The sequence below is a fragment of the Bradyrhizobium sp. USDA 3256 genome (assembly GCF_054058275.1).
The window spans coordinates 4,984,332-4,996,733 of sequence record NZ_JBSSAE010000002.1 but is presented as its reverse complement, the minus strand read 5'-3'; the positions used below and the strand labels follow the sequence as shown (position 1 = coordinate 4,996,733).

Below are 12,402 nucleotides of genomic sequence, written 5' to 3'. Positions count from 1 at the left end.
TTTGGGAGGAGAGATAGGGCCTTCCATCGTGTCTGAAACCAAGGCGAGCGAAGTCGACTACGATGCCCTGCTTGTACTGATTGAGTGCATGGAGCAGACGCCTCCACTGTCCCGTGAAGAGATCGCTGATTTGTCCGCCAACCAGCATGCAGTTGTCGAGCGAATGCTTGCGACAGGCGAAACCTGGAATCAAGCGTCGTCCGGACCAGCCTTCCTTTCACTGGATGAAGGTGAATTCCGAAATCATCTAAAGGCGATCGACAACGATCTCGGAGCGCAGACGGCCGTCGTTGCCGGGTCCTTCGCGAGGTACCTGAAGATGGGTGAAGTGCCGGCACCGTACTATCCCTGGCGCATTGCCATCATTCTGCGCCGTGAAAAGAAGCTGGATCTAGAGAAGCGGTTCCTAGCCGCATGGTGCCAGCATTTTCCCGGCGGAAACGGTGCCCGGTACGGTCAACTGGTCGATCGACTCCGAAAGCTGGCCTGATCGCATTGTCGTATTTACGATTTTGCGATGACTACGTCGAAAACAGCGGCTGGCTCGAATTGTTGAGGGGGGAAGCCAAGTGACAAAGATGAACCATGCTCGACCGATTCTGAGGATGATAGATGACTTCAAGCGCCGGCGCAGTGACACGGGTCTGCAGAGGGTGCAGCAGCAGGAATCCGGCGCTCCGTTCACTCTCGGCGACTTGCGCAACAAGGTCGATTTTGGCGCGCTCAACGCGGAGCTGATGGAGTTGCGCCAGGACCTGCATCAGATCGCGTGTTCTGTGCTGGCGCACGTCGAGAAGTACGGCAATGTCAGGCTCATTGATCGTTTGATAGCCGCAGTTCCCGCGTTTATGGACACCCACCCCCTCATGGACTGGTTCACCGTATTTGGTCCGGTCGAGTTCGTCGATGGCAAGGCAAAATACAAGGCTCGCGGGCAAAGCGCGATAGAGGTAGCGACGACGCTGCCCTTCTGGACGATTCCAGCCGAGGAGTAGACTAGCCGAAGGCAAAGCCGGACCGGCGCCTGGCATTGTTGCGCCTGCGGCTACCGCCGGTATCCCCGAGGTTTGCCCTGTGACCAGGCGCCGGCATGAGTGGAGCACCGTCGTCAGTCGCGCCAGCGTTGAGCCTTACCGCAGTTGCATTCAGCGCGGGAATTCGCGATAAATCGACAGGGGAAGAGATCTGCATTTGTCGGATTGCAGGCTGACGAGGGGGCCATGTCTCAATACAAGAGCCGTAACATCGGCGCCATCATCAGTGGCGTATTCCTGGCGTCCTGCGGGATTTCCGTACCGGATCAGACGCCCTTTCTCGAATATCAGATCAGCCCGACAAGCCATGCATCGACTCAGGGGCGCTACGAGAACTCCATCATCAATCATATCCATTGCGAGATCGGCAGAGGTCTCATCCAGGCGAAAATCTGGAATATCAAGTGGATCGAGTCGAGCGACTGGGGGACTTCTGTCACCCTGACCGTCACGCGCCTGGACCAGGTCGGCGCCAACGCGGGGGTATCGTTCATCGATCCTCTGAAAAACGCTACCAAGGTTTTTCCCGCTGCCGCGGGTGGCAACGTGACCAGTTCACAATCCTTTACGCTTGGCCTGGGCGCGACCGGAGCAGCCAGCGCTTCACGATCAAAGACCATCCAGTTTACGTACAGGAACTCGGACATCGTGAAGCATTACAAGGAGGCTGGCGTGCAGGGGCCGCCGTCCTGTGATGAATATCAGAAGGGGATAATGATAGAGGGTGATCTGAAGATAGAACAATTCATCTATGACACCACAATGCTTGCGGCTCTGGACAATGGAAGCGATGCGACCAGGTCCCCTTCGAGGAAGTACCGAGCGCTGGAACAGGTGCCGCTCTTCAACACCCAGACGGAAGACATCAATTTTGTTGCGGCTTTCGGCGGAGGCGTCAATCCGTCGTGGAAGCTGATCAACTTCTCAGGCAATACATCGCAGAATCTGCTCGCCGGGCAACTGACTTATACCAATGACCTGGTGATCACTATCGGTCCGCTAAAACCGAACGGTATTCCACTCGCCCTGGATTCGAGCTCCCAGGCCCAGCACAATGCTCGTGTGAGTGCGAACGCCATAGCCACTTCGATTCAAGCGCATTGATGGAATATCTTTCAAAATCTGGTTTGAGGAGACCTAGTGTGAAAACGCTGCTTGTGAGTCTGTTCCTGAGTCTGACCATCACCGGCGCTGGTGCTGCTGAGTCGGGTAATGTTCGGAGCGGTCCGGTCGCGACAATGCTGCAAACTTCAACAGCCGCTGCCTGTAATCGCATTTCAGGCCTTTGTGGTCGCGCGTCGGACACGAAATCGAGCTCGATAAAACAGCGGATTGCTGATGACCGTATCCAGGGCGGAACGTGCGACGGGAAAAAGAAGGGCGACTGTTGCCTCAATGACAGCAATGGTCAGTGTGTCGCACGCTGCGCTTCCGACGGCGGAGATTGCAACCCCACCCAATGACACCTCAATCCGCCGCCTCTGGGCATCGCCAGCGTAACGAGCGGCTGCGATGCCTCTTCAAGGCAACGCTTGCGTTCCTTCGTCGTCGCCGGACCGGCACCCAAATTTTGCATCGCCAAGGATAATTGCCGCAAATGCATGTTCAACACTGCGTAAAGGGGATCAAAGGTGAGAGTACTGCGGGTGCCGACGACGGTTTAACTGAAGCAAGAGCCGTCCAAATGATTCAGGATGGGCACGGCATTTATTCGAACTGGTGGCGCAACAAGGGCACGATCACTCGTTCGGAAGTAGAAGCCGTGCTTACGGAGGAAAACCTCGATCGCCATCTTCACGATTACGTTGCCTTTGGCAGCCAGACCCCGTTCATTTCCCTGTCAGCTGGGGCGGTGATTCGGGACCCGGCCACCATGACAAATCAGGTCTACGATGCAATCGATACGGCCCTGTTTTTTGCAACGGACGATGGAGTACGCGCTGGAGCCCTTTTCTTCTGCTGGACGGTGGTCGGGCTTCATACTGCCGTTCGGTTCGCGAACATTTCCGAACCAATAAGAGATCTCTTGATTTACCGCGGCTGGTCTCCCTATCATGATGAAGGTGAAATCGCTGCGAAGATTCATATCCCTGCGCACCAAGTCCAGCGGGTCGAATGGTGGGATCCGTTTGCGAGTCTAAGCAGTCCAGTTTCCACCTGGAGCAACCCACAATATCTTGACCCTGGCCCGCTCCTGAATGAGCGGGGTCTGGTAATCGCGCCGTGAGCCATGATCGAGGACTTTGATCAAGAGCAGCTGCATCGACGTCGTTCATTCTTGGAACGCCGAGCAGAAGCCCATTTTAATGCGACGTCCGGTCTGGCGTGGCACCAGGCAGCCGGCGCAACGCTGCTGCGGGACGCCGCGGCGGTTGCCCTGATCGCTGGCGATACTGACTCCGGTCGTAACCTGCTTCGAAAGAGTGGAGGACTATTTTTCCGCCTCGGGCTGGTCGGAGGACTACAGCAACTGTACATCGCAGGTAATCTAGATGACGATGAAGGCGAAGCCGTTGCTCGCATTGCCAGCTTCAACGAAGCATTCTTGCGGCGTGAATTGCATCAGGAGCAAACAAAGTCTGACTTTCGATTCGACGAAGAGTCGTTTCGTCCTCCACAGCTTCTCCGAGCATATCAAGGGCTGGCGGGGCGGATGCCAGAAGATGAGGAATGGTCAACTTTGCGGCAGGATGTTCATCAGCTGCTGGAAGTAAATGCGACAATGCCTGTCGGTTTAACGCGTACACCTTTGGCTATCTATTTGAACTTGTACGATCTGCTTGGCAAGCGCGGTCTTCAAAAGGTTGGCCTCAAGAGCGACCGGTCAAGGCAGGTGTTGGGTTCGATCGTACAGCGCCGCGAAGAGTTGCTGACAGCCGCAAGACGAGACAGTTTCCATTGGAAGGCCATGCGGCGCCCTGCGGAGCTGATCGACTTTGATCTGCTGGCGCTTCTTCTCGTCGCCATTAGGCGCGGTAAACGGTCCAAGCTGGTGTCGTCTGTCTTTTCGAAAAGAGATGAAGTAACGGCACTACCCTATACTGTGGCCAAGGCATTGAAGGGTTAACCGCCAGCCGGTTGCCGTTGCGGAAATCAAAAGGAAACGCAACGGGCGGGGGAAAAGCCAATTACCGGCAGGGAAATACGGCCACGCTCGCCGGTGAATGCCTAGGCTGCTACGATTAGTCGATCGCGCGGCCACTGATCCCTTGGGAAAAAGCTGCGATATCGGTCGCGTGCGTTGAGTGCGCGGGCGAGATCAGAAAACCACATTGCCCGGCTGCCTCCGGGAAGTTCGTCGCCAATCAAGGGACGAAGGCCCTCTTGCCGATCCGGCACGAGGACGAAAAACATATCAATGCCGTGCCGGTAGTGCACGCCATGTCTACCTTCAACGTTGAAAATATGATTGCGCATATATGCGGTGATATCAGGGATTTTGGGCGTCCGCGCCCTGCAGGACTCCGGCAGAGTTGGCCGGTAGTATTTTCGTTCGTTCAAAAGATTGTCGAACAGATTGATCCAGTGAGTTTCGCGCTCGTCGACGAGACTGTATTCACACCGCTCAAGCAATACGATGCGAACGGGAAAGCCGTCGCGCCATTCGTCGCGCATCCAGCTTCGAACAACGCCTATGCCGTCATAAGGCCCCCGACGGTGCTGATAGAAGCGCCGATCAGTAGTGCCGGTCGTCATTCCGACGTACCGCACCGTCCCGTCGCGACAGGAATATAGCGCGTAAATCGAAGCCATGGCGGCTCCTTGGGGGCCAATTACCGTACAAAGAGATGGGGTGAACGCCTAACTTGTTCAATGGGAGGCTGGCACGTCTCCAGCTGCCGCGTTCTTGTCCGTCGGAGGACCGTAGATCCCATTCTTCGGGCCACTCAAGGTCGACAACTCTGCAACACAACTAATCAGGAACGTCACTTAACGGCTTGTCGACATCCGTTTGCGAGCCTTAGTCTGCAATACGGGATAAGTGACGGATTTTGGTTTGCGAGGGTATTTCACCGGGACTGTCACACAACCGAACGTTTGAGTGACAGGAGGAAGATGCAACTCGGCTACATGAGGGTATCCAAAGCGGATGGCTCTCAAACTTTGGACTTGCAGAAGGATGCCTTGCTTGCTGCCGGCATCAAAGCCAATCACCTCTACGAGGACCTGGCCTCGGGCCGCCGTGATGACCGCCCCGGTCTTGCGGCCTGCCTGAAGGCGGTGCGCGAGGGCGACATCCTCGTTGTCTGGAAGCTTGATCGGCTTGGTCGGGATCTGCGCCACCTCGTCAACACTGTCCATGACCTGGTCGAGCGCGGCGTCGGCTTTAAAGTGCTGACCAGTCACGGTTCGTCGATCGACACCACGACGGCCAGCGGCAAGCTCGTTTTCGGGATATTCGCCGCGCTGGCTGAGTTTGAGCGTGAGCTGATCTCCGAGCGCACCCGAGCTGGATTGGCGTCTGCCCGGGCCCGCGGCCGTGCGGTTGGCCCAGGTTGGCATGGCCAGCCGTGACACGCAGGTCGGCAAGCTCTGCGATGAGCTCGGTGTCACGCGCCAGACGCTCTATCGCTTCGTTTCACCAAAAGGCGAACTTCGGGACGACGCGAAGCGTCTGCTTGGCATCGGGTCGACCGCCGACACTCCGGCACCAATCAAAAAACAAGAAGAGGAGGAAATCGCATGACCGCCATCATGCTCACCCGCAACATCGATCAGCAGAACGTGCACCGGTTCTACAAGCTCGACGTACAGCCGACGTTGTTCGGCGAATGGACGTTTGTACGCGAGTGGGGAAGGATCGGCCGCGCCGGCACTGTTCGCGTCGAAACCCACCACACGCGCGGCAGCGCCGATATCGCCATGGCAGATAATTGGACAAGGAAGCTCAAGCGCGGCTATCGCTAGTGCACGCGAATTCTCACAGCAGCCCGGAAGCCTGTGTTACAAGGTTTGGCCACTTAAGGCACATGGCCACAACGCAGAACAATCAACGAAAGTGATGGCCATGCATCTACGTGGCATGTTGGCTTTGTGGTTTGGGCGATTGAGGGTCTGTCTCTCGATCAGCATCCGCCCATAAAACAACAGGGGCCGCTGGAGCGGCCCCTGTTTTGCAGAATCGCAACGAAAGCGACAGCGGCTTTATAGGACGTTCAACCATAAATTTCAAGTATTGTAGTTCGCCATGTGAAAGGAATCGCAAAATCGTACAATCGTATTTGCGTCTCGCAACGTTGATGCGGGTGTCAGAGTCTGATGGCCAGGCGCCGGCCCGTGAGCCTTGATAGCCATCTAGATCATGCAGGCAGTACGGTAGCACGCCCTTGCTGGCGACAAGCGGGATTGCAGAGAAACTTCTTGCCCCCGACTTCATACGAAGGTGCAGGGAGACTTGCGCCGATTCACATGCCAGGACAGCATGTGTCGGGGGGCGAGAGTGCGAACGATATCGGTTGATGAACTGGCCACGTCGGATCTGCACGTTGACGCGGTCTACCAGGGGGGACGGCGCGGCAACATGGGCGATGACCCGCTGCCGCGCCTCATGCGCGTGGATAACCTCGGCGGCTTTCGGTACCGCGGAAAGGTCGCGGGCAGGCTGCACATGCTCGTTCTCACTTCAAGCATGGCGGATGCCGACTGGCCGGATTCTCTTGATCGTGAGACGGGCGTGTTCACGTACTACGGAGACAACAAGAAGCCGGGCCGTGAACTGCATGATACCGGCCGCGACGGAAATCTGATCCTGCAGAAGATGTTCGAAGCCGCCCGCGGCGGTGTGGAGGGCAGGCGCGAATGCCCGCCCACGTTCATTTTTGCAAACGCCGGCAGCTGGCGGGACATGATCTTCCTCGGGCTCGCGGTGCCAGGAGCATCGGACCTGGACTCTTCGGAAGAGCTTGTTGCGATCTGGCGTACGGCCGGCGGGCAGCGTTTCCAGAACTATCGCGCCAGATTTACGGTGCTTGATGCACCGGTCGTCAGGCGGGCCTGGATTGACAGTCTGATAGCCGGAAAGGCCGACGATGCCGATGCGCCCGAGGCCTGGCAGGCTTGGGTCAGGACCGGGCGCCGGCGGGCACTCATGTCGACGCGCTCCCTGGAGTACCGCAGCAAGGTCGAACAGCTGCCCGCCGACGCGGAAGGAGAAGCAATCGTTCAGGTGATCCGCGATCACTTCAAGGATAGCCCGCACGCTTTCGAACACTGCGCGGCCGCGATAACGCGCTTCATGATGCCGGATGTCGTGACGCTGGATGTCACGCGGCCCTCTCGAGACGGGGGCCGTGATGGTGTCGGCCAGTTGCGGGTGGGGTCGGGGCCGAGCGGAATCCTCGTCGATTTTGCCCTGGAGGCGAAGTGCTATTCAGCGACCAATTCGGTGGGCGTTCGCGAGATGTCGCGCCTGATTTCCCGGCTCAGGCATCGCCAGTTCGGGGTGCTCGTCACAACCAGCTGGGTCGACCTCCAGGCCTACAAGGAAATCAAGGAGGACGAGCACCCGATCGTAGTCGTTGCCGCGGCCGATATCGTCGATCTGCTCCGCAGAAACGGCAAGGGCAGTCCTGCGACGGTCGCCGCCTGGCTGGGAGAGGAGTTTCCCCAGGCTACCTAGGAAGCTGCGGCAGTCTCCACTGACGAACGACCTTCGACCACGCCCACGCGCTGGCAGGCCTGAAGGGCCTCAAGCGCGGGCTTTGCCTGTCTGGCGGAGGGCTTCTTGTCCCATCCGCCCGCGGCGTAGCTGGCAAGCGTGCGACAGATGCCCGCGACCTTCCAGTGGACTGCACCAGCCTTCTGTCCCAGTTCGGCGACCTGGAGCCAGGTTGCGGCGCTGACCTGCATGCACTGCTCGATCCGTTCATAGTCGGCAACCGAATGGACCCGGACGGGCGCAGCAGCGACGTTTTCGCCATCGGTGGTCTCGGCGTACGCGAGTTCCGGAGGAAGAGGATCGGAAAGCGCCGGCAGCCTGCTCATGAGATCCAGCCAGCATTCCTCCTTCTTGAACCATTCACTCGGATTGCGCTGACCGGCAGACTGGCGCAGAAGCGAGTCGATCTGAGGAGCCCAGGCCTCGACCAGCGCTTCAAGCTCGGGGCTGACGGACTGGCTGGACCAGAGGCGGTCGAAGTCGATGCGGCCACCCGTCTTCTGGGCGAGTCCGGCCACCACGTAGGCCGTGATCTGCGCGCCATACGCCGGAAATTTCATTGCGCGTATCTTCTTTTCGACGGCGCGATAGAGAATGGCCTTCGCAGCCAGCCGCTTGAACCATGCAGTATCCGGTGGCGGGGAACTGCTGTCCTTCATCCGCTGCATGAAATGCTGAAAGTTCTTCTGCCCGCCGAGACAGACCCGATAGGGCAGGCCGTCCCAGGCGGCCAGATAGCGCGCCACATCCAGCTTGCTGATCCGCCGCTGCTTGGGCGTCTGCGTGCGGAAGGTCTGCTGGTCCGACTTGCGATAGGCAGCCTTCTGCTCGGCCGCAAGATAGGAGCCTCGCGCGCGTTCGTAGAACCAGCGCCCTTTCCCGTCATCAAGCCAGGTGTTGTTTGCCAGGGTCTCGATCTCCTGATGGAAGGGATCGCCTGCCGAGAAGTCCGCCAGCTGGACGGTATTCTGCCGGTTCGCCGCCCGGGAGATGGAAGCAACCATCTCGCTGAGGTCTGCACCGCCCACCTTGATGATCTTGATCGGGACGGCGACGTTCCCGAGGTTGAGGCTCTCCTTGCGGCGCGCCCGATGGAGGGAGGCCGTCGTCTGCCCGCCGTTGACGATCTGCAGCCCCTTGAGCGACTTGATCAGCGGCCGTCCGGCCTTGTCCTTCACGAGCTCAAGGTCATCAACCGTTGCAACGATACCGTTGTTGTAGGCCAGAAACATCGATGGCTGCTCGACGATCGTGCGTCTGAGTTCGGCATTGACGCTCTTCCGGCCCTGCAGACCCAGAAAGGCGCGCACGTTCAGTTCGAGGAGTCGAACGCCGTAGCGGTCATAGATGCGCGAGAGGGCCTCGCCGGGCAGCACCGACAGATAGGCATCGTACTCGCCGGCCTGACTCGGAACATGCAGGCACGCGACAGGATCGCCGGTGAGTGCCTGAAGGTCGACCACGATATCGGCACGGGTCTCGCCTTCTCCCAGAATCCTCTGCAGACGGACAATGTCGTAGGTGTCGAATTCGACCTTCCGGTCGCGCCAGTCGGTAGAGCCCGCCGCCTTGTCGACGATGCCGTTCGTCAGAAGGATGATTCTCACGCTGCCGAGCGTCCGCGCCTGGGCCTCGATCAGCCTGGCAAGATCACTTGCATCGCTGTTGGAGGGTTCGAGCTCGGCGGCCAGGCCTTCGACGCAGGCGTTGACGAAGCGAAGGGCCCGTTCGAAGGCCTTCGTCACTTCTGCAGCGGGAATCCGGCCGGGCGGGAGATCCTCGCGGTAGATGGTCGTAAACAGTTCGAGCCGGGATCGCTCTTCATCGAAGGCGTAGCCGTCGATGCGATATATCGCATTCTTGATGCGGCCCTTCTGAAACAGCGGAAACGTGCCTTCCAGCTGTCCAGCGTCTTCAAGGCGCTCCAGTATCAGCTGCGTAAAAATTTCCTCGGAAAAGGGCTCTTCCTTCAAGGCCTCTTCGACTTCGCCGACGATCCCCTCGGCGAATTTGGCAACCGCCTCGTCAATCACTGGCGACCTCCTTGCACGAACGCTTCAAGTACAGCGGCCGTGTCAGCAGCGAAGGCGGCAATAGCTCGAACATCAAGCGTATAGGTCGCCTCGGTAATGGCAATCGGAAGACCCCCGCGCGTCAGACGCGGGAAGGCTTCTGTTATGGAATAGGCATCGACAGTGCGCTGCTGAATTCTCGGCGCGCGCCTGGCCGAATCGTCATCCGGCATCAGACCGCGTCCAAGAAGTGCATTGTCGAAGCCTCGGCGCGCAGCGTCATCCGGCAGAATGCCCTTTATTGCGGTGATGATGTCCTGAAGAGATCGTCCGTCAGGGGCTTCTACGAGGCGCACGTGCAGCAGCTCGAGCTGACGGAGGCCTGTCGTGTCAAGCTGGTCCAGCCTGGAAATCGTAATCGAGGCCGAAGGGCCGAGCCCGGTCTTCACCTCGAGCGCGTGACCGCTGCTCTGGAAGTCGTGGAGGCCATCAATGGGCGCTTCCCAGTTCGCGAGGCCGTACGGGTTCGCGGCGAGCAGCTGCTCCAGAACAAGAAGTTCACCGATCAGGCCGACCGTTTCCGGGCGTGAAAACCCGCTGCGTCGCTCACGCAGGAACTGTCTCCAGGCATCGAGACGGGCAAGAAACTGGTCCAGAGCGTCGACCGTCCGGGCCTGTGCTGCGGCGGCGACAACGTCGGCGCAGATGGTGGCAAAAAGATCGCGTCTGCTGCTGTCCTCAAGTGAAAGCGCAAGCAGCGGTCCTGACTGGTCGGGAATGATGCTCAGTCGCATCCCGCCAAGCTCGAAGAGAGCCTCGGGGGCAGGCCGGGTCTGAAGCATCAGACAGGGCGCATTGTCGCTGGCCCTCATCCCGGCGAGAATGTCCAGCGGCACTTCCGCGGAAATCAGCTTCGTCCGATACTGGCGTGCAACGGGCGCCGTCTGCGCAAGTTCGTTCCAGGCATCGTTGAGCACTTCCAGCCAGACCGTCATGACTCTTCACGCTGCTGGACGCTGTTGATGAGATATACGCGCTTGTCGGCGGCATCGCTGTCCGGGAAACTGACAACAACGCTGATGACCGGGCGGTCGGTCGGCTCGACCCCGGCCTTGTCCGGATCGATGGGATAGATGATCAGCAGTCCGTTCTGCGGCCGCCCGCCACGGACCTTGCGGATGAACTCGCCGGACGGAACGTCGGTGTCGGGTTTGGTGCGGGATCGTCTTTCCCGGTTTGTCCTCACGAGAGCCGCGTCGAATTCGGCATCCGTCAGGTCGATGGCCTGATCCAGCGGACTGAGCGTCGTACCGATGATGAACCGGTCGCTCGGAGCCGGCCGACCGTTCTTCCGCGGCTTTCTGGGGTTGCGCAGGATGCATCTGCGTCGGCGTCCGGCGAGATCGACTTCCTTCTCGCTGCCTGTGGCAAGAAAGACGGTCCAGTCCGTCAACTCGGCGGGCTGCATGGCGAGCTGAGCGTTGATGAAGGCGGACAGCTTCTTCCCGTCCACCTGAAGGCTTTCCGAGGGGAAGGTCAGATTCCTCAGATATTCGGCAATTTCTCTGCCAGCAACGCCGGTCCAGAGCGTGCCGTCAGCCTTTTTCTCCCGCTGGCCCGGCCGGCGCGGGTTATCAGTGCCGGTTCCGAGACTTGAAAGGAAGTCATCGGTTATTGCCGCGTTCCGGTCGACGGTCTGACGGTCGCGGAACATGACCGTCTGCACCTTGCCTTCGCCCGCATAGCTGCTCTCGCGCTTTTCGGCGTGCCGCTGTTTGTTCTTTGCGGTTACTTCGAGGATGTCGTGGACGGCAATCTTGAGGCCGAAATCCTTTGGCGTGGCATCCATCTGAGCCATTTCGAAGAACTGGGCGCGCAGTTCCTTCTGGGCCGTCGCGACGTAGCGGAACCAGTCTTCCATGTCAGGGGTGGTAAAGAGCCGGCACAGGTCGGCAAATCCGCGGCGATAACCGAACCAGCGACCCATCTGCAGGAGGCTGTCGTACTGTTGTGAAACACGCAGGAAATAGCTGACGGACAGTCCTTCCAGGGTAAGGCCGCGCGAGAGCTTGTCTCCGCCGATGGCAATCACGGAATAGCCGGTATCCTTGTAGGCATCGTAGTCGATGTCTGTCTTGGTCTTGCCGTTCGCGGTAATGACCTGGATCTTGTCCGAACTTTCGGCGATCACGGACGCGACCTGCTCCCAGGTCACCGGAATCGTGTTCCGGCCGTAGAGCGTCGTCCGGACCACCTCAGTGGTCGGGAGATAGTCGGTTTCCCATAGCGCCTTCAGGCGTTCCATGGTTTCCCGATCGCCGTTCGAAATCATCGCGCGCGTTTCGCGCAGATGCTTTTCGACCTGACGGTGGACCTCGTCGTGCACGTCGACCCAGCGAGAAACATGGACGAGCATCGAATTGTGTTCGCGCTCCTGACCGCGCGCGGCGCGGGCGGGCGCAGGTCAGGAGAAAGGCGTCAATGGCATCCTCCAGGCTTGGCGGGATGACATCCTGTCCGTTGAAGCGCGGCTTCAGTGTCTTGTCGTGCTTCTCCAGAATCCAGCCCTCGCGTGTCTGGGCAAGGGGCCGCACCAGGGGCAGGCCTGGATTGTCTGCATCGTCATTGGTGCCGAAAACCGCAGCGGGGCCGAAATAGTCGTCAGGCGGGGTAAGCGAGACGATGAAGGTCGACGGGA

The 12,402-nt window shown here is 59.2% G+C and carries 12 protein-coding genes and 1 pseudogene; 9 read left to right on the top strand and 4 right to left on the bottom strand.

What is annotated here, in order from left to right:
• The first annotated feature begins 28 nt into the window (after positions 1-28).
• From ACVWY5_RS25605 to ACVWY5_RS25580, 6 genes are all read left to right on the top strand, one after another.
• A complete protein-coding gene (locus tag ACVWY5_RS25605; RefSeq protein ID WP_321176616.1) occupies positions 29-490 on the top strand; it encodes a hypothetical protein in 462 nt (153 codons plus the stop codon).
• A 79-nt stretch (positions 491-569) separates the two neighbouring features.
• Positions 570-995 (top strand): hypothetical protein, encoded by a 426-nt coding sequence (locus ACVWY5_RS25600; protein ID WP_321176617.1) that lies wholly within the window; start codon positions 570-572, stop codon positions 993-995.
• 225 nt (positions 996-1,220) lie between these two features.
• Complete coding sequence (locus tag ACVWY5_RS25595) at positions 1,221-2,138, top strand: hypothetical protein (protein WP_321176618.1); 918 nt, start codon at positions 1,221-1,223, stop codon at positions 2,136-2,138.
• Positions 2,139-2,176: 38 nt separating this feature from the next.
• Positions 2,177-2,497 carry a hypothetical protein gene (locus tag ACVWY5_RS25590; RefSeq protein WP_321176619.1) on the top strand — a complete coding sequence of 107 codons (321 nt, stop codon included), beginning with the start codon at positions 2,177-2,179 and terminating at the stop codon, positions 2,495-2,497.
• A 134-nt stretch (positions 2,498-2,631) separates the two neighbouring features.
• Complete coding sequence (locus tag ACVWY5_RS25585; protein ID WP_028332414.1) at positions 2,632-3,261, top strand: hypothetical protein; 630 nt, start codon at positions 2,632-2,634, stop codon at positions 3,259-3,261.
• 3 nt (positions 3,262-3,264) lie between these two features.
• The gene (locus tag ACVWY5_RS25580) at positions 3,265-4,101 is read left to right on the top strand and encodes a hypothetical protein (protein WP_028332413.1); all 837 of its coding nucleotides are present in this window, start codon (positions 3,265-3,267) and stop codon (positions 4,099-4,101) included.
• 101 nt (positions 4,102-4,202) lie between these two features.
• Here the strand turns inward: ACVWY5_RS25580 and ACVWY5_RS25575 are convergent, their stop codons facing one another.
• Positions 4,203-4,787, bottom strand: a complete 585-nt coding sequence (locus ACVWY5_RS25575; protein WP_028332412.1) for a GIY-YIG nuclease family protein — start codon at positions 4,785-4,787, stop codon at positions 4,203-4,205.
• A 303-nt stretch (positions 4,788-5,090) separates the two neighbouring features.
• Here ACVWY5_RS25575 and ACVWY5_RS25570 point away from each other — a divergent pair.
• The 3 genes and pseudogenes from ACVWY5_RS25570 (at position 5,091) to ACVWY5_RS25560 (ending at position 7,653) form a co-directional block, all read left to right on the top strand.
• Positions 5,091-5,721 (top strand): annotated as a pseudogene (locus ACVWY5_RS25570) (recombinase family protein).
• Positions 5,718-5,942 carry a WGR domain-containing protein gene (locus tag ACVWY5_RS25565; RefSeq protein WP_028332411.1) on the top strand — a complete coding sequence of 75 codons (225 nt, stop codon included), beginning with the start codon at positions 5,718-5,720 and terminating at the stop codon, positions 5,940-5,942. Before ACVWY5_RS25570 ends, ACVWY5_RS25565 begins: the two are co-directional and overlap by 4 nt.
• Before the next feature lie 532 nt (positions 5,943-6,474).
• Positions 6,475-7,653: a restriction endonuclease gene (locus ACVWY5_RS25560; protein WP_028332410.1), complete on the top strand. Its 1,179-nt coding sequence runs from the start codon at positions 6,475-6,477 to the stop codon at positions 7,651-7,653.
• On the opposite strand, the gene ACVWY5_RS25555 is transcribed toward ACVWY5_RS25560, so the two are convergent.
• Genes ACVWY5_RS25555 through ACVWY5_RS25545 form a run of 3 tightly spaced genes read right to left on the bottom strand, consistent with a single transcriptional unit; the run spans position 7,650 to position 12,120 of the window.
• A complete protein-coding gene (locus ACVWY5_RS25555) occupies positions 7,650-9,725 on the bottom strand; it encodes an AIPR family protein (protein ID WP_028332409.1) in 2,076 nt (691 codons plus the stop codon). The genes ACVWY5_RS25560 and ACVWY5_RS25555 overlap by 4 nt on opposite strands.
• Positions 9,722-10,699, bottom strand: coding sequence for a PD-(D/E)XK motif protein (locus ACVWY5_RS25550; protein ID WP_028332408.1), 978 nt, complete (start codon positions 10,697-10,699; stop codon positions 9,722-9,724). Before ACVWY5_RS25550 ends, ACVWY5_RS25555 begins: the two co-directional genes overlap by 4 nt.
• Positions 10,696-12,120 carry a Z1 domain-containing protein gene (locus ACVWY5_RS25545; RefSeq protein WP_456671710.1) on the bottom strand — a complete coding sequence of 475 codons (1,425 nt, stop codon included), beginning with the start codon at positions 12,118-12,120 and terminating at the stop codon, positions 10,696-10,698. Before ACVWY5_RS25545 ends, ACVWY5_RS25550 begins: the two co-directional genes overlap by 4 nt.
• Positions 12,121-12,402: the final 282 nt, after the last annotated feature.

Coding starts and splice junctions, on each gene's coding strand:
- ACVWY5_RS25550 (WP_028332408.1), bottom strand. CDS start 10,699: ATGACGGTCTGGCTGGAAGTGCTCAACGATGCCTGGAACGAACTTGCG.
- ACVWY5_RS25545 (WP_456671710.1), bottom strand. CDS start 12,120: ATGCTCGTCCATGTTTCTCGCTGGGTCGACGTGCACGACGAGGTCCAC.
- ACVWY5_RS25565 (WP_028332411.1), top strand. CDS start 5,718: ATGACCGCCATCATGCTCACCCGCAACATCGATCAGCAGAACGTGCAC.
- ACVWY5_RS25585 (WP_028332414.1), top strand. CDS start 2,632: ATGCATGTTCAACACTGCGTAAAGGGGATCAAAGGTGAGAGTACTGCG.
- ACVWY5_RS25580 (WP_028332413.1), top strand. CDS start 3,265: ATGATCGAGGACTTTGATCAAGAGCAGCTGCATCGACGTCGTTCATTC.
- ACVWY5_RS25595 (WP_321176618.1), top strand. CDS start 1,221: ATGTCTCAATACAAGAGCCGTAACATCGGCGCCATCATCAGTGGCGTA.
- ACVWY5_RS25575 (WP_028332412.1), bottom strand. CDS start 4,787: ATGGCTTCGATTTACGCGCTATATTCCTGTCGCGACGGGACGGTGCGG.